10 protein-coding genes are annotated in these 16937 nt (G+C 69.2%); 4 read left to right on the forward strand and 6 right to left on the reverse strand.

Features of this window, described 5'->3' with window-relative positions:
• Positions 1-21: 21 nt before the first annotated feature.
• Complete coding sequence (locus J2X21_RS21885; protein WP_310332179.1) at positions 22-927, reverse strand: LysR family transcriptional regulator; 906 nt, start codon at positions 925-927, stop codon at positions 22-24.
• A gap of 155 nt (positions 928-1082) precedes the next feature.
• Here J2X21_RS21885 and J2X21_RS21890 point away from each other — a divergent pair, with 155 nt between their 5' ends.
• Positions 1083-3254, forward strand: coding sequence for a malate synthase G (locus tag J2X21_RS21890; RefSeq protein ID WP_310332181.1), 2172 nt, complete (start codon positions 1083-1085; stop codon positions 3252-3254).
• Between the two features lie 29 nt (positions 3255-3283).
• A complete protein-coding gene (locus tag J2X21_RS21895) occupies positions 3284-3769 on the forward strand; it encodes a hypothetical protein (protein ID WP_310332183.1) in 486 nt (161 codons plus the stop codon).
• Here J2X21_RS21895 and J2X21_RS21900 read toward each other — a convergent pair.
• Entirely contained in the window at positions 3753-5579 is a 1827-nt protein-coding gene (locus J2X21_RS21900) for a tetratricopeptide repeat protein (RefSeq protein ID WP_310332184.1), read from the reverse strand. The two genes, J2X21_RS21895 and J2X21_RS21900, sit on opposite strands and share 17 nt — an antisense overlap.
• Before the next feature lie 101 nt (positions 5580-5680).
• Positions 5681-8602, reverse strand: a complete 2922-nt coding sequence (locus tag J2X21_RS21905; protein ID WP_310332186.1) for a TonB-dependent receptor domain-containing protein — start codon at positions 8600-8602, stop codon at positions 5681-5683.
• Positions 8603-9254: 652 nt separating this feature from the next.
• On the opposite strand from J2X21_RS21905, the gene J2X21_RS21910 reads away from it, so the two are divergent.
• Positions 9255-12194 carry a TonB-dependent receptor plug domain-containing protein gene (locus J2X21_RS21910; protein WP_310332188.1) on the forward strand — a complete coding sequence of 980 codons (2940 nt, stop codon included), beginning with the start codon at positions 9255-9257 and terminating at the stop codon, positions 12192-12194.
• A gap of 95 nt (positions 12195-12289) precedes the next feature.
• On the forward strand, positions 12290-13498 hold the full coding sequence (locus tag J2X21_RS21915) for an NAD(P)/FAD-dependent oxidoreductase (RefSeq protein ID WP_310332190.1): 1209 nt from the start codon (positions 12290-12292) through the stop codon (positions 13496-13498).
• A 6-nt stretch (positions 13499-13504) separates the two neighbouring features.
• Here the strand turns inward: J2X21_RS21915 and pcaF are convergent, their stop codons facing one another.
• The 3 genes from pcaF to J2X21_RS21930 are packed head-to-tail and all read right to left on the reverse strand — an operon-like array spanning position 13505 to position 16913.
• Positions 13505-14710 (reverse strand): 3-oxoadipyl-CoA thiolase, encoded by a 1206-nt coding sequence (gene pcaF, locus J2X21_RS21920; protein WP_310332192.1) that lies wholly within the window; start codon positions 14708-14710, stop codon positions 13505-13507.
• The gene (locus J2X21_RS21925) at positions 14707-16119 is read right to left on the reverse strand and encodes a 3-hydroxyacyl-CoA dehydrogenase (RefSeq protein WP_310332193.1); all 1413 of its coding nucleotides are present in this window, start codon (positions 16117-16119) and stop codon (positions 14707-14709) included. The genes pcaF and J2X21_RS21925 overlap by 4 nt, the downstream gene beginning before the upstream one ends.
• Positions 16116-16913 (reverse strand): enoyl-CoA hydratase-related protein, encoded by a 798-nt coding sequence (locus tag J2X21_RS21930; RefSeq protein ID WP_310332194.1) that lies wholly within the window; start codon positions 16911-16913, stop codon positions 16116-16118. Before J2X21_RS21930 ends, J2X21_RS21925 begins: the two co-directional genes overlap by 4 nt.
• Positions 16914-16937 lie beyond the last annotated feature (24 nt).

Below are 16937 nucleotides of genomic sequence, written 5' to 3' on the forward strand. Positions count from 1 at the left end.
CTGCCGTAGCGTTAACAGGCCCTAGCCCCGCCAGTAGTCGGGGCGGCCGTAGTGGCCGCGCAGGTGCTCCACCCACAAGCGGGTTCGCAGCGGCAGGTGGCGCGACTGCGGGAACACCGCATAGATTCCGTTGGGCGGCGCGGCGAACTCGTCCAGCACGCTGACCAGCCGGCCCGCCGCAAGGTCGGCCTCCACCTCCCAGGTGCTGCGCCAGGCCAGACCCAGGCCCGCCACGCACCAGTCGTGCAGCACCTGGCCGTCGCTGCAGTCCAGCCGGCCGACCGGCCGCAGATGCTGCACCACGCCGTCGACCTGGAAGGCCCAGCCGCGCACCTGGCTGGCCTCGGAGCTGAGCGTCAGGCAGGCGTGGCGCACCAGCTCGTCGGGGTGCCGCGGCGTGCCCGCCCGCTTCAGATAGCCGGGCGCCCCGACACACAGCCGGCGGTTGTCGGCCAGCCGCGTGCTGACCAGGCTGGAGTCCGGCAGGTCGCCCACACGCACGGCGCAGTCAAAGCCCTCGTGCACGATGTCCACGACGCGGTCGCTGAGGTTCAGCGACAGGCTGAGGTCCGCATGCTCGGCCAGGAAGCCGGGCACCAGCGGCGCCACATGGCGGCGGCCGAAGCCGGCCGGCGCCGTCACGCGCAGGTGGCCGCTGGCCTTCAGCCCGCCGGCGCTGACGGCTGCCTCGGCGTCGGCCAGCTGTGCGACCAGGCGCTGGCAGTCCTCCAGAAAGGCCTGGCCCTCGGGCGTCAGCGTCAGCCGCCGCGTCGTGCGCAGCAGCAGCTTCACGCCCAGCCGCGCCTCCAGCGCATCCAGCCGCCGGCTCATGACAGCGGGCGCCACGCCCTCCACCTGCGCCGCGGCCGTCAGGCTGCCTTTGGCCGCCACCAACACGAAGGACTCCATCTGCTTGAGCTTGTCCATGCCGCGATTGTGCTGACTCGCCGAATGAAAAATGACGGCCACCACAAGGATCTTTGCGTTTCAGTCACAGATACCTTGCGTGCACTGCAGCAAATAAGGGCTCGCGCGCGGGCAAGATGCCAGGCAATCTTTCATCGCCGCCAACGGAGATCGCCATGCCCCGCACCACCCTCCACCGCCTGCAGGTCGACGCCGACCTGGCCCGCTTCATCGCCTCCGAGGTGCTGCCCGGCACCGGTGTGGAAGAAGATGCCTTCTGGGCCGGCTTCTCGGCCATCGCGCACGACCTGGCCCCCAAGAACCGCGCGCTGCTGGCCGAGCGCGACCGGCTGCAATCCGAGATCGATGCCTGGCACGAGGCGCACCCCGGCCCGATCGCCGACATGCCGGCCTACAAGGCCTTCCTGACGCGCATCGGCTATCTGGTCGACGCACCGGCCTCCGTGCGCGCGACGACCGCCAACGTCGACGCCGAACTGGCGCTGCAGGCCGGCCCGCAGCTGGTGGTGCCCATCCTGAACGCGCGCTACGCGCTGAACGCGGCCAACGCGCGCTGGGGCTCGCTGTACGACGCGCTGTACGGCACCGACGCCATTCCCGAGACCGACGGCGCGACGCGTGCGGGCGGCTACAACGCCAAGCGCGGCGCCAAGGTCATCGCGTTCGCCCGCCAGGTGCTGGACCAGGCCGCACCGCTGGCCGCCGGTTCGCATGCGGACTCGACCGGCTACCGCGTCGAGGGCGGCCAGCTGGTCGTCGCGCTGGCCTCGGGCGCCACGACGGGCCTGAAGGACGCGGCGGCCTTCGCCGGCTACCAGGGCGATGCCGCCGCACCGAGCAGCGTGCTGCTGGTCCACCACGGCCTGCACCTGGACATCCGCATCGACCGCAGCACGCCCATCGGCAGCAGCGACGCGGCCGGCGTGGCGGACGTGGTGCTGGAATCCGCGCTGTCCACCATCCTGGATCTGGAGGACTCGGTCGCCGCCGTCGACGCCGAGGACAAGCTGCTGGCCTACCGCAACTGGCTGGGCATCCAGCTGGGCACGCTGACCGAGGAGGTCGCCAAGGGCGGCAAGACGTTCACGCGCCGCCTGAACGCCGACCGCGTCTACACGGCACCCGCCGGTGGCGCCGTCACGCTGCACGGCCGCTCGCTGATGTTCGTGCGCAATGTGGGCCACCTGATGACCAACCCGGCCATCCTGCTGGACGACGGCAGCGAGATTCCCGAGGGCATCATGGATGCGGTCGTCACGACGACCATCGCGATGCACGACCTGAAGCGCCGCGGCAACAGCCGCACGGGCAGCGTCTACATCGTGAAGCCCAAGATGCACGGCCCCGCAGAAGTGGCCTTCGCCGCCGAGCTGTTCACACGCGTGGAGCAGCTGCTGGGCCTGCCGGACAGCACCGTCAAGCTGGGCATCATGGACGAGGAGCGCCGCACGTCGGTCAACCTGAAGGCCTGCATCGCCGCGGCCGCCAGCCGCGTCGCCTTCATCAACACCGGCTTCCTGGACCGCACCGGCGACGAGATGCACACCGCCATGCGCGCCGGCCCGATGCTGCGCAAGGGCGACATGAAGACCAGCAGTTGGATCCAGGCTTACGAACGCAGCAATGTGCTGACGGGACTGTCCTGCGGCCTGCGCGGCCGCGCGCAGATCGGCAAGGGCATGTGGGCCATGCCGGACCTGATGGCCGCGATGCTGGAGCAGAAGGTGGGCCATCCCAAGGCCGGCGCCAACACCGCCTGGGTGCCCTCGCCCACCGCCGCGACGCTGCATGCGCTGCACTACCACCAGGTCAGCGTCGCCGCCGTGCAGCAGGAACTGGAGAAGGTGGACCTGGCCGCCGAACGCGACGCCATCCTGAACGCGCTGCTGACCATCCCCGTCGCACCCACCGCCGACTGGACGCCCGAGCAGCGCCAGCAGGAGCTGGACAACAACGTGCAGGGCATCCTGGGCTACGTCGTGCGCTGGGTAGACCAGGGCGTGGGCTGCTCCAAGGTGCCCGACATCAACGGCGTGGGCCTGATGGAAGACCGCGCGACGCTGCGCATCTCCAGCCAGCACATCGCCAACTGGCTGCGCCACGGCGTCGTGACGGCCGAGCAGGTGCGCGCGACCTTTGCGCGCATGGCGCTGGTCGTGGACGGCCAGAACGCCGCCGACCCGGCCTACCGGCCGCTGGCCGACAACCCGCAGGACGCGGCCATGCAGGCCGCGCTGGACCTGGTGTTCAAGGGCGAGGCCCAGCCCAGCGGCTACACGGAGCCGCTGCTGCATGCGTGGCGACTGCGGGTAAAGGCGCGCGCCTGACCAGGCCGCCGCTGCTAGGCTTGCACTCCATGCGAGCCCTGCACCTCACCCCCCTGCTCCTCGTCCTGGCCGGCCCCGCGTTCGGCCAGGATGCGTCGCTTCAGCGCTGCCGCGTCATCGCGGACACCACCGCCCGGCTGGCCTGTTACGACGCGCTGGCCGATGCGCGACCCAAGCCGCCTGCGGCCGCCGCAGCGCCCATGACACCCGTGGCACCGGTCGCCGCCGCGCCGGCACCGGCGCCCAAGCCCGCCGACACCTTCGGCCTGCCGGTCAAGCGACCCAAAGGCGAGCCGGAGACGGTGCAGAGCAGCGTGGGCGCCGACTTCGCCGGCTGGGGACCCAACCAGTCCATCAAGCTGGCCAATGGTCAGGTCTGGCAGATCATTGACGGCACGTCGGTGTCCATGCCGCGCGGCGCGCGCAACGTGTCGGTGCGGCGCGGCATGTTCGGCGCGTTCCACCTGGACTTCGAGGGCTTGAACACCTCGCCCAAGGTCAAGCGGCTGGAGTAGGCAGCACGTCGAATGCGACGGTGAGCCTATGGGCCTCATCGTCGAACGGCACGGTGCCGTGCCACAGGTAGGACGGAAACAGCAGAAGCCGGCCTGGCTGCGGTGCCTCGTAGCGCCAGGGCGGCAGCCGCTCGCGCAGCGGCCCGGGCAGGTCGGGCTCGCCGAACTTGATCCAGCCTTCATGCGTGGCCGATGCCAGCGCGGACGCTGGCGTGGCGACGTAGTAGCAGCTGCTCAGCCAGCCCTGGCCGTGGACGTGGTTGGTGTGGAAGCCGCTGCGGCGCAGCCGTGAACTCCAGCTGCCGGCAAAGCGCCAGGCGTCGGTGCGCCGCCCCAGCAGCGGATGGGTCGCGTCCGTGCGGCGGCTGGCCAACCACTGCGTGATGGCCTCGGCGATCTGGCCGCGCAGCGCCTGCACCAGCGGCAGCTCCAGGTCGAACAGGTGGCCTCGCGTCTGCGTGCCCTCGCGCAGCGTCTGGTCCACCGGCGCTTCGCGGTCGGTGTGCAGGCGCTGCAGCTCCAGCGCCAGCGCGGCGTTGAAGCTCTCGATGTCGGCCCAGCCCGGCGGCGGCGGCAGCTCGATGACGGCCAACAATTCGTCCAGGTCATGCAGCCAGGCGGCACGCGCGTCGCTCTTCAGCCGCCAGCCCACGCCAAGCAGCGCCAGGGCCAGCTGGTCATGCGGCGCCAGTTGGTGGGCGCGCTCGGCCAGCGCCAGGCCCTCGTCGGCATGGCCTGCGGCAAAGGCGCTGCGTGCGGCATTGGCCAGCACGCCCGCGTCCTGCGGCGCCAGCGCGACCGCGCGCTGGTGTGCTGCGCGCGCATCGTCGTGGCGGCCCAGCAGCGTCAAGGCCTGGCCCTGGCCATCGAGGTAGTCCGCGCGCTGCGGCGCGAGCCGGGCGGCGAGTTCATAGGCCTGCAGCGCCGCGTCGGCGCGCTCCGCCTTCAGCAGCAGCAGGCCGCGCAGGCCCGGCGCGAGGTCGGAGCTGGGCGCCTGCTGCTGTGCGGCCAGCAGTTCGGCGTCGAAGTCGGCGTGGCCCAGGGTCCAGCGCAGCCGCGCCAGGTCGTACAGGCTCAGCGCATGCTGGGGTGCCAGCGCGAGCGCGCGCCGGTAGGCCGCCAGCGCGTCGTCCGCCCGGCCCAGCGCTTGCAAGGTGTTGGCCGTGTTGTAGTGGGCCTCGGCGACGTCCAGGCCCAGCGCCAAGGCCTGCTGATGGGCCGCCAGCGCCTGTACGTGGCGCCCCTGCCGGTGCAGCACGACGCCCAGGTTGTGGTGCAGCGCCGCGCGCTGCGGCGCCCGTGCCAGCGCGGCGGCCAGCGTTGCGGCGGCGGCCGGTAGCTGGCCCTGCTCTTCCTGCAGCATGGCCAGCAACTGCAGCGCGTCGGCATCCTGCGGCGCGAGGTCGGCTGCCTGCTGCGCCACGCCCAGCGCGTCGGCGGGCCGGCCCAGCTCGCGCAGCAGCCGGGCCAGCTGGTAGCGCGGCGCGGCCCAGCCAGGCTGGCGGTCGGCGGCCTGCGCGAACGCATGCGCCGCGTCGCCGGGGCGGCCCAGCATTTCCAGCATCTGCGCCTGCGCGAACCACACGCGCGGCTGCGCGGCATCGCCGGCCAGCGAGCTACGGAAGGCGGCCTCGGCCTCGGCCCAGCGCCGGCCTTGCGCGGCGATCTGGCCCAGGCCCGCCAGGGCGGGCGGCGAGCCGGGCGCGCGCTGCAGGACTTCGCGCAGCAACGGCTCGGCCGTCTGCGGCCGGCCCTGGGACAGCGCGCGCATGGCCTGGTCCAGCAATGCGGGAATGGAGGAGGTGCTCATCAACAGTCGGGGGCAGCACGCCATTGTCCGGCGCGCCGCCATGAAAAACGGGCCCCGCAGGGCCCGTTGGCTGGTCACGGCGCCACCAAGGGCGCGAGCGATCAGAAGCTGGCCGTGGCGTTCACCGTGTAGCGGCGGCCGATCACGTCGTACGCGCTCGGGAAGGTGTTGCCGTAGTTGGACGCGCCCGGGCCGATGCCGGTACCGATGAAGGGCGGCGCCTTGTCGAACAGGTTGTTCACCGTCAGCGACACGCGCACGTTCTTCATCAGCTGGTAGCCGACGTTCAGGTCGATGTAGTCGAAGTCCGGAATGGTCTGATAGGCCGCCAGGAAGGTGCCCTGCAGGTTGGCCGTGGAACCGGTCTTCTGCACCTCGGTGGCGCTGATGTGGCGCCAGATGACGCCGGCGTTCCAGTCCTTGTGCGTCCAGCTGGTGCGCAGGTTGAAGCGGCGCTTGCTGTACGGCGTGCCCACGTCGACGCCGTAGAAGCCGGCGTACTCGATGGTGTCCAGCACCGGCAGCGACTTGAAGTCGGCCTTGTCCAGCAGGCTCAGCTGCAGGCTGAAGTCCAGGCGGCCCAGATCCAGGCCGATGTTCTTCAGCATGTAGCGGTAGTTCATGCCGATGTCCACGCCGGAGTAGTCCAGCAGACCCTGGTTGGACGACTGCGTGTTGATGCCGCTGAAGCCGGAACCGCTCAGACCACCGCTGGTCGGGTTGCGGGCGATCAGCTGGCAGAACGCGTTGTACGTAAAGCCGGGATTGCGAGCCGGGTTGTAGCAACTGTCGGAGACCTGACCCGCCGTCGGCGCCGTGATGGCGTCGGTGATCTTGATCTTCCAGAAGTCCACCGTCGCCGAGAACGTCGTGCCGGTCGGCTCCCAGACCAGACCGAAGGTGGTCGTGTCCGCCTTCTCGGGACCCAGGTTGGGGTTGCCGCCCGAGGTGTTGGCAGCCTGGCTGGCCGACGGGTTCTGCACGAAGCCGATCTGACCCGTGGGCACGCCGGTCTGCTGGCACAGATTGGTCAGCGTGCCGGCCTTGCCGGCGTCGCCGGTGTTGATCAGGTTGGCGCGGCAGGGGTCTTGCGACAGCGTGGCCAGACCGGTCACGACCGGTGCATACAGCTCGTTGACGTTGGGCGCGCGGGTGGCGCGCTGCTGTTCGCCGCGGAAGCGCAGGCTGCGCACCGGCGCCCAGATCAGGCCCGCCTTGTAGCTGCCATAGCTCTTGCCGGTGACTTGCGTCTTGAAATCGGTCTCGCGGTAGCCCAGGCCCAGGTCCAGGCTGTGGATGAAGGGCTTGCCTTGCGCCAGCGGGATGTTGGCTTCGCCGAAGATTTCCTTGAACTTGATCATGCCGCGACGGTCAGGCACGGGAGCACCGCTGCCCAGCAGTTCGCCCTGCGTCTGCACCACGTTGTCGGAGGCGTTGCCACCCACGACGCGACGGTCTTCATAGCCCAGCGCCAGGCCGACGGGGTTGCGTGCGAACGGGCTCTTCAGGAAGCCCACCTCGCCATTGACGTTCACGCCCATCACGCGCTGGTCGACGCGGGTGGTCTGGAAGGTCGGGATGGAGATGAACGACAGCATCTGCGGCGTGATGGAGCCGACGGCGCCGAACACGTCCAGCGGCACGCAGCCACCGGTGGTCACCGAGCAGCTGGTCGTGTTGAAGGCGCGCAGGGCCTGCTGCGTCTTCGTGCGCGAGAAGCCGTTGCCGGTGTTCAGCGTCTGGTCGGCGCGGCCGTTCTGGTAGTAGGCGTCGTACGACCAGCCGTCCAGCATCGGGATGTCACCGCGGACGCCGGCCGTGTACTGCGTCGACACGTTGTCGTAGTTGTAGATACGCGGGCCGGCTTCAACGAAACGGCGGCCGATGCCGATGTTGATTTCGGTCGTGCCGGCAGCACCGGCCACGCAGTTGGCGGCGGTGATGTTGTAGGCCGCGCACAGCTGCGTGCGCAGCGCCGGGGAGATGTAGGGGTTGCCGATGGGCACCGCGAACGACTGCAGGAAGGTACCCGACGACGCCAGGTTCAGCACCACGTTGCTGCGGTTGTGGAAGAACTCGCCGTAGACCTCGAGGTTGTCGTTGACGCGGAAATGACCGAGGCCGGTAGCCTGGGTGCGCGTCAGCGGCGTCTCGAAATAGTTGGGCGGGTTGGTGTTGTAGCCGTCCGGCGGCACCAGGCCGTTACCGGCGCGCAGCAGGCCCGTGGCGGGGTCGATGACGCGGTCGCCCGTCAGCGTCGCGTTGGCCGGGGCGGGGAACTGGAACACCGCCGGCGCGGCGGTCTGCGAGAAGCCGCCGGGAGTGCCGTTGCGCGACGAGATGACGGTGTTGGCGTAATCGCGCTCGCCCAAGCGCAGCGCGCCAGTGCGGGTGGTGCCCACGTGCATGACGACGTTGCCGCGGCCGTCGGGCAAGCTGGCACCGACGGTCAGGTCGCTCTTGAAGCGGGTGGCATCGCCGCGCTCGCTGACGCTGTACAGCGTGGAGGCTTCGATGCCGCTGAAATTGCGCTTGGTGACGAAGTTGACGACGCCGGCGACGGCGTCAGCGCCGTACACGGCCGACGCACCGCCGGTGACCAGGTCAACCTTGTCGAGCAGCGAGACGGGGATGGAGTTGGTGTCCACCGTGCCGCCCAGCGTGGCCGGCACGAAGCGGCGGCCGTTGATCAGCACCAGCGTGCGGTTGGAGCCCATGCCGCGCAGGTCGATGGAGGCCGTGCCGTTGGAGCCGTTGTTGATGCTGGGGCCGATGGCGGGATAGGCCGACGGCAGGCCACGCACCAGTTCCTCGACGGCGACCGGCTGGCGGACGGCCATGTCTTCCTTGGCGACGGTGGTGATCGGGCTGCTGGACTCGGCGCCGATGGTCTTCAGGCGCGTACCGGTGATCTCGATGCGCTCCAGCTTCTGGGTGTCGGCCTCTTGGGCGAAGGCACCGGTGGCACCGAGCGTGCCGATCAGCGCCACCGCGGCGGCGCTGCGGGCATTGCGTTTGAACATGACTACTCCTTTGTGAGGACGTTCAAGGTTGTGGTTTGGTAGGCAAGATTTGGAAATGCACCCGTCTGCGGCGGTCGCTCTTTCGCCCGCGAAGTCTGGCGACGCAGGAATTCAACCCCGCCCCGGGATGCCCCCTATAGACCCTCAACAAGTGCCAAAAGACAGGGTTAGGAAAACAAAACCAAGGGGTTTCACCAGGGTTTGGTGCGCTTACGCGTTGTCACATCGCCACATCCAAGCCTGTCGACCGGCCGGTTGATCGGCTCTAAGTACGCAAAACGGCGCTTCTGAACGCCAGTTCAGCGAGTTTTTGGGCTTTCCGCTTCGCGCCGGTCGGGAAAGCTGTCTCTTTCCTGACACAAAAAGCCAGGGGCTTGCCCTCGGCGGCAAAAGTCACCCGCACCCAGGCAGCACTGACCACCCCGTAAAAAAAGCCGCCGAATCAGTGACTTAGGGCACTGGCGAGCCCGAACGCTGGGAATTGATGCCGAACGTGAGGACGGTCGTTGGCGCGTCACCAGACTTTCCCTGACTGCCTTGCAGCGGTCCCCGTCCAGACAATCCGCGCCGGCTCCCTTATCGGGAAAACGTGTAGGCGCCTGACTCGGGCGGCTCGCGCAGTTCATGACCCATCGGTCAACTTGGAGTTCTCATGCACAAACGAACCCTGCTCTCTACGGCCGCAGCCGCTGCCCTGGGACTGATCGCTTCCTCCGCCTTTGCCCAAGCGCAAGGCAATGCCCAGCAACTCGAGCGCGTCGAAGTCACCGGCAGCCGCATCCTGTCGCTCAACGCCGAATCGGCCGCACCCATCCAGGTGCTGAGCGCCGCTGACATCGCCGCCTCCGGCGTGGCCAACCTGCAGGAACTGCTGCTGAAGAGCCCCGTGTTCGGCACGCCGGCCATCAGCCGCACCAATTCCAACTTCTCGACGTCCAGCGCCGGCGTGTCCACCGTGGACCTGCGCAACCTGGGCTCCAACCGCACCCTGGTGCTGGTGAACGGCCGCCGCTACGTGTCCGGCGTTCCCGGTGACACCGCGGTCGACTTCAACACCATCCCCGCCGACTTCATCGAACGCGTCGAGGTCATGACCGGTGGCGCTTCGTCCACCTACGGCTCTGACGCCGTCGCTGGCGTGGTCAACGTCATCCTGAAGCGCAACTTCCAGGGCCTGCGCATGGACGCGCAGATGGGCGTCTCCGAAGAAGGCGACGACAAGAAGAAGAAGGTCAGCGTGACCTTCGGCATGAACGGTTCCGACGGTCAGGGCAACCTGATGGTCAACCTGTCGGCCAGCCAACAGGGCGCCGTGTACTCGCGTGACCGCGACTTCGCGGCCGTCGACCAGGCCTCGCTGGGTGCATTCGTCACTGGCGACGTGAAGGACGTCTTCACCATCGCACGTCCGTTCTACTCCAGCTTCGCACCGCAGGGCCGCTTCTTCTACAGCGACGGCACCGCGACCCGCAACTTCACCTACAACGCTGCCGGCCAGCAAATCCCGTTCTCGACCAACGGCCCGGCCGGTGACGGCGTGGGCGCCACCGGCTACAACCGCTCGGCCGTCCGCACGATCGCGATCCCGACCGATCGCCTGATGCTGGCCAGCAAGGGTGAGTTCAACCTGAACGACTCGCACACGGTCTTCTTCGAGAGCAACTACGCCGCCACGAAGACCAAGACCCAGCTGGAACCCTATCCGCTGGACTCCACCGACCTGGGCGGCCTGATCCCGGCCGAGTTCATGGTCAATGGCGTCAAGATGCGCAATCCGCTGGTGCCCGACACCATCTACAACAACGCGATCGACCGCGACGGCGACGGCCTGAAGGACTACAACTTCACGCGCCGCATGTCGGACATCGAGAACCGCGGCAACAAGGCCCAGCGCGACACATTCCGTCTGCTGGGTGGCGTGAAGGGCGAGATCACCAAGACCTGGTCCTACGACGCCTACGCGGCCCACTCGTTCACGAAGGAAGGCCAGACCGGCACCGGCCAGGTCAACGTCATGAACTTCATGAACGCGCTGAGTGCCGTGGCCGACGTCAACGACGTCAACGGCAACGGCAACCGCACGGAAGCCATCTGCAAGGACGCCATCGCCCGCGACCAGGGTTGCGTGGCCGCCAACATCTTCGGCGCCAACACGCTGAGCGCTGCTGCTGCGCGCTACATCCACGCGCCGTCGTCGCTGAACACCCGCATCACGCAGACGCTGGTCGGCGCCTCGGTCAGCGGCGAGCCCTTCTCGCTGCCGGCCGGCCCGGTGGGCGTGGCCTTCGGTGCCGAGTACCGCAAGGAAACGTCGAGCATGGAGTTCGACGCGCTGACGCAGACCGGCCTGAACGCCGGCAACGCGCTGCCCAACACGGCCGGCAAGTTCGACGTGCAGGAAGCCTTCGTTGAAGTCCGCGCCCCGCTGCTGAAGAACCTGCCGCTGGTCAAGACGCTGGACGCACAACTGGCCGTTCGCCAGGGCAAGTACTCCACCGTCGGCGACACCACCAGCTGGAACAGCGGCCTGGATTGGGGCCTGAACTCCACGTTCCGCGTGCGCGCCAACTACTCGGTGTCGACCCGCGCTCCCAACATCGCCGAGCTGTACCAGGCACCGTCGCAAACCTTCCCGACCGGCCTGGTCGACCCCTGCCTGGGCAAGACGCTGACCGGCACGGATGCCGTCTCCGTGGCTTGCCGCCTGGTTCCGGGCGTCGTGGCCAACATGAACGCCAACGGCGGCGTGTTCAAGCTGACCCAGGCGGACCTGCAAGGCGTGAGCGGCTTCGACAGCGGCAACCCGAACCTGGACGCCGAACAAGGCAAGTCCACGACCATCGGTATCGTCGTCACGCCCAAGGGTATCGACCTGCTGAAGGACTTCACGTTCACGGCCGACTACTACAAGATCAAGATCAAGGACGCCATCAACACCCCGGGACGCCAATACGCGCTGAACCAGTGCTACGGCGGTGGCAACACCTCGTTCTGCCAATACATCACGCGCCGCCCGGCCGACATCGGCCCCAACAGCGCCGGTTCGCTGGAGTTCATCAACGAAACCTCGGCCAACACCGGCGGCGACTTCGTTGAAGGCGTGGACGTGACCGCGACCTACCGCACCCGCCTGTTTGGTGGCATGTTCAACTCGCGCATCGCCTACACGTACATCATGAAGGCGTACAACCAGGCCACGCCGCAGGCTGAACGCGACTTCTCGCAAGGCGAAGTCGGCAACGCCCGCAACCGCTGGGTGCTGAACCTGGGCTACAACATCGGCAACCTGGGCGTCGCAGCCACGACCACGTACTTCGGCCAGTCCTACCTGGACGACGTGTTCATGCGCGACAACTTCGGCAGCACGAACAAGATGGACGGCAAGGTCAAGTCCCGCGCTTACCTGGACCTGCAAGCCAACTACAAGCTGGGCAAGAGCGAGGTCTACTTCGGCATCGACAACGCCACGGCCACCAAGGCGCCTCCGATCATCTCAGGCCTGCCTGGCAACACGACCGGCGCGGAAACCAACGCCAGCGTCTACGATGCAATCGGCCGTCGCTACTACGTCGGTCTGCGCTACAGCCTGTAAGCCTGACCGCGAAGCACCCGCCCCGGCGGGTGCCTTCACCGAAAAGCACATCGGCTCGATGTGCTTTTTTTTGGTCTCCTGTTTTGTCCCGTTTCATGATTGATTCCCCCTCCCTGCGCACAGACGTGCTGGTCGTCGGCGCCGGCCCCGCCGGCAGCGCCTGCGCCCGCGTGCTGGCCCGCGCCGGCATCGCCGTGCTGCTGGTCGACCAGCACCCGCCGGGCCGCGACAAGACCTGCGGCGACGGCCTCATCCCGGACGCCCACAAGGCGCTGGCCCGACTGGGCCTGCTGGACGACGTGATGCGCCGCGCCGAGCCCGTGGCGCACGTTGGCTGCATAGGCCCGCGCGGCGGGCGCATCGATGTGCCGGGGTCGCTGGCCGTGCTGCCGCGCAAGGAACTGGACGCGCTGCTGCTGCAGGCCGCGCAGGACGCCGGCGCGCGCTTCGAGCAGGCCCGCTTCGAGGCGCCGCTGGAGGTGGACGGCCGCGTCGTCGGCGCACGCCTCAAGCGCGGCGACGAGATCGTCGAAGTGCCGGCACGCTGGGTCGTGCTCGCCACCGGCGCGGTGCCCAAGGCGCTAACCGCCGCCGGCGTGTGCGAGCGGCACACGCCCAGCGGCGTCGCGCTGCGTGGCTATGTGAAGGCGCCGCAGATGGTCGGCAAGATCAAGGCGCTGGAGGTGGTCTGGGACAAGGCCGTGCGGCCGGGCTATGGCTGGATCTTTCCGGCGCCCGACGGCCACTTCAACATCGGCGTGGGCGTCACCGACTCGCACCAGGACCTGGGCGGCAAGGGCCAGAAGAAGGACGTCAACCTGCGCGCGATCTTCGACGCCTTCGTCGCCAAGTACCCGCCCGCGGCCGAGCTGATGCGCGTGGGCGAACTGGTGGGCGAGCTGAAAGGCGCACCGCTGCGCTGCACGCTGACCGGCGCGAAGTGGTCTCGCCCCGGGCTGCTGGTTACCGGCGAGGCGGCGGGCTCCACCTACTCGTTCACCGGCGAGGGCATAGGCAAGGCGATGGAGACCGGCATGCTGGCCGCCGACGCCATCCTAGCCCACACGGACGACGCTGCCGCACGTGCTTCCTACGAGGCTGGCCTGACGGCGCTGAAGCCCAAGTTCGACCTCTACGAACGCGCCAACCGTGTCAACGCCCACCCCTGGCTGGCCGACCTGCTGATCTGGCGCGCCAAGAAGAGCCCGCGGCTGCTGAAGCGCATGAGCGGTGTGCTCAACGAGACCAGCAACCCGGGCAACCTGGTCAGCCTGAAGGGGCTGACCCGGCTGTTCCTGGAGTAGTCCTGATCAGACTCGCTCGATGACCAGCGCGATGCCTTGCCCCACGCCGATGCACATCGTGCACAGCGCATAGCGGCCGCCGCTGACTTCCAGCTGGTTGACCGCCGTCGTGACCAGCCGCGCGCCGCTGGCGCCCAGCGGGTGGCCCAGCGCGATGGCGCCGCCGTTGGGGTTCACGCGGGCGTCGTCGTCCGCCAAGCCCAGATCGCGCAGCACCGCCAGGCCCTGCGCGGCGAAGGCCTCGTTCAGCTCGATGACGTCCATCTGCGCGAGGCTCAGCCCCGTCAGCGCCATCACCTTGCGCGTGGCCGGCGCCGGGCCCATGCCCATGATGCGCGGCGCGACGCCGGCCGTCGCCATGCCCACCACGCGGGCGCGCGGCGTCAGGCCATGGCGTGCGGCCTCGGCCTCGCTGGCCAGCAGCAGCGCGCAGGCGCCATCGTTGACGCCGCTGGCGTTGCCGGCGGTCACGCTGCCCTCGGGCGTCACCACGCCTTTCAGCTTGGCCAGCGCCTCGAGGCTGGTCTCGCGCGGATGCTCGTCCAGCAGCACGCGCAGCGGGTCGCCCTTCTTCTGCGGCACATCGACCGGAACGATCTCGCGCTCGAAGAAGCCGCGCTGCTGGGCCGCGATGGCCTTGCGCTGCGAGGCCAGCGCCATGCGGTCCTGGGCCTCGCGCTCGATGCCGAAGTCGCGCGCGACGTTCTCGGCCGTCTCGGGCATGGCATCCACGCCGTACTGCGCCTTCATTAGCTTGTTGACGAAGCGCCAGCCTATGGTGGTGTCGTAGACCGCATTCGCGCGGCTGAAGGCACTCTCGGCCTTGGGCATGACGAACGGCGCGCGGCTCATGCTCTCCACGCCCCCGGCGATCATCAGGCCGGCCTCGCCGGCCCGGATGGCGCGCGCGGCCGTGCCGACGGCATCCAGGCCCGAGCCGCACAGGCGGTTGATGGTGCTGCCCGGCACGTCCACCGGCAGGCCGGCCAGCAACGCGGCCATGCGGGCGACGTTGCGGTTGTCCTCGCCGGCCTGGTTGGCACAGCCGTACAGCACGTCGTCAACGGCCGCCCAGTCGACGTTGGCGTTGCGCGCCATCAGCGCTTTGATCGGCAGCGCGCCCAGGTCGTCGGTGCGGATGGAGGACAGCGCGCCACCGTAGCGGCCGAAGGGCGTGCGGATGGCGTCGCAGATGAAGGCGTGGATGCTCATTGCAGGTAGGGCGAGACGCGGTAGCGCTCGCCGCGGTGATGTTGATCGAGTCGGTCCAGCAGCGCAGCAACGGCGCGGCGGTCCCAGCGGGCCAGCCATTCGAAGGGGCCGGCGGGGTAGTTGACGCCCAGCTTCATCGCCGCATCGGCGCCGGCCTCGTCACAGACGCCTTGCTGCACGGCGTCGGCGGCCTCGTTGATCAGCATGGCGATGGTGCGCGCGACGACCAGCCCGGGCACGTCGGCCACGGCGCGCGGCGTCAGGCCCAGAACGTTCAGCCAGGCGCCCGTCGCGGCATCGCCGGCGAAGGCGATGTCGCCCGACGCGGCCAGCGGCAGGTCGAAGACCGCGCTGCCGCGACCCAGGTCCGTCGCGCGGCGGCCATCGGTCAGGCGCAGCTGGCGACCATCGGCGCTGAGGCCTGTCCAGTCGCTGTCCCGCTCGCGCACCGCGTCCGGCAGCGCCGCGGCGAAACTGTCCGCCACCCAGCCGGTACCGTGCACGACGAGCTGCGCCGCGATCGGCGCTGTCGCGTCCACGGCCGGCAATGCCGGCGCACCTTCGGGGTAGCGATAGAACCCGCGCCCGCTCTTGCGCCCCAGGTAGCCGGCATCCACCAGCTCCTGCTGCACCAGCGACGGCGTGAAGCGGCGGTCGAAGAAGTTGGCGGCGAACACCGAGTTCGTCACCGCGAAGTTGGTGTCGTGGCCGATCAGGTCCATCAGCTCGCAAGGCCCCATGCGAAAGCCCGCGGAACGCAGGCAGGCGTCGATGACCTCGGGCGTGGCGGCGCGCTCCTGCAGCAGCATCAGCGCCTCGGCGTAGTACGGGCGGGCGATGCGGTTGACGATGAAGCCTGGCGTGGAGCGCGCATGCACGGGCGTCTTGCCCCAGCGCGCCGACAGCTCAAAGATGGCTTGCGCGACCGCCGGGTCGGTGCCCAGCCCCGACACCACCTCCACCAGCTTCATCAGCGGCACGGGGTTGAAGAAGTGCATGCCCACCAGCCGCTCCGGCTTTGTCATGCCGCGGGCCAGCGCGGTCACGGAGATGGACGAGGTGTTGGTCGCGATGACCGCGTCGTCCGCCAGCAGCGCCTCCAGCTCGGCGAACAGCGCGCGCTTGACATCCAGGTTCTCGACGATGGCCTCGATGACCAGGTCGGCCGCGGCCAGCGCGTCCACCGGCGTGATGCGCGCCAGCGTCGCCTGCACGGCGTCGGCCGTCAGCTTGCCCTTGGCCGCCAGGCCGTCCAGCGTCTGGGCGAGCTTGGCCTTGGCGGCGTCGGCGGCGCCGGGGCGGTTGTCGAACAGCGTCACGGCATGGCCGGCCTGGGCTGCGACCTGCGCAATGCCGGCGCCCATCAGGCCGGCGCCGACGACGAGGATGCTGGCGTCTTGCAGATTCATTCGGAGTCGTTCCAATTCGGCTTGCGCTTGGCGAAGAAGGCCGCAAAGCCTTCGCGGGCCTCGGGCGTGGTGCGGACACGGGCAATGGTCTGCGCGGTCAGCTCGCGCACGTCACCCGTCACCGGGCCGGGCGCCAGCCGGGCGTACAGCTGCTTGATCTCGGCTTGAGCTTGCGGGCCGCAGGCGAGCAGGTCAGTCACGAAGGCGTCGACGGCCGCATCAAGCCCCTCCGCCGGAACCACGCGCTGCACCAGGCCCACGCGCAGCGCCTCGTCGGCGGTGATGCGGCTGGCTGTCAGCGCCAGCCGCCGCGCCTCGCGCAGGCCCACGGCGTTGAGCAGGTGCGGGCCTATGACGGCCGGCAGGATGCCCATGCGCGCCTCGCTGACCGAGAAGCTCGCGGCGTCGGACGCGACGGCCATGTCGCAGGCGCACACCAGCCCCACGCCGCCGCCCAAAGCCGCGCCCTGCACGCGGGCGATGGTGGGCTTGGGCGCTTCGGCGATGCGGGCCAGCATCGCCGAGAAGCGGCGCGCATCGGCCAGGTTGTCGTCCTGCGAGGCGGCGGCCGCGCGCTGCATCCATTGCAGGTCGGCACCGGCGCTGAAGTGCTTGCCGGCACCGGCCAGCACGATGACGCGCACTAAGTCGTCGCCACCGAGCAGCTCGAAGGCCGCGTCCAGCTCGGCGATCAAGATCTCGTCGAAGGCGTTGAACACGGCCGGCCGGTTCATCGTCAGCACGGCGACGCCGTCGGCGCGGCGATCCAGGTCGAGGGCGGTCCAGGAAGGCATGGCGCGCATTCTGCCTTTTCCCGA

The organism is Roseateles asaccharophilus (assembly GCF_031458115.1).
GTDB lineage: Bacteria > Pseudomonadota > Gammaproteobacteria > Burkholderiales > Burkholderiaceae_C > Pelomonas > Pelomonas asaccharophilus_A.

Coding starts and splice junctions, on each gene's coding strand:
- J2X21_RS21885 (WP_310332179.1), bottom strand. CDS start 927: ATGGACAAGCTCAAGCAGATGGAGTCCTTCGTGTTGGTGGCGGCCAAA.
- J2X21_RS21890 (WP_310332181.1), top strand. CDS start 1,083: ATGCCCCGCACCACCCTCCACCGCCTGCAGGTCGACGCCGACCTGGCC.
- J2X21_RS21895 (WP_310332183.1), top strand. CDS start 3,284: ATGCGAGCCCTGCACCTCACCCCCCTGCTCCTCGTCCTGGCCGGCCCC.
- J2X21_RS21900 (WP_310332184.1), bottom strand. CDS start 5,579: ATGAGCACCTCCTCCATTCCCGCATTGCTGGACCAGGCCATGCGCGCG.
- J2X21_RS21905 (WP_310332186.1), bottom strand. CDS start 8,602: ATGTTCAAACGCAATGCCCGCAGCGCCGCCGCGGTGGCGCTGATCGGC.
- J2X21_RS21910 (WP_310332188.1), top strand. CDS start 9,255: ATGCACAAACGAACCCTGCTCTCTACGGCCGCAGCCGCTGCCCTGGGA.
- J2X21_RS21915 (WP_310332190.1), top strand. CDS start 12,290: ATGATTGATTCCCCCTCCCTGCGCACAGACGTGCTGGTCGTCGGCGCC.
- pcaF (WP_310332192.1), bottom strand. CDS start 14,710: ATGAGCATCCACGCCTTCATCTGCGACGCCATCCGCACGCCCTTCGGC.
- J2X21_RS21925 (WP_310332193.1), bottom strand. CDS start 16,119: ATGAATCTGCAAGACGCCAGCATCCTCGTCGTCGGCGCCGGCCTGATG.
- J2X21_RS21930 (WP_310332194.1), bottom strand. CDS start 16,913: ATGCCTTCCTGGACCGCCCTCGACCTGGATCGCCGCGCCGACGGCGTC.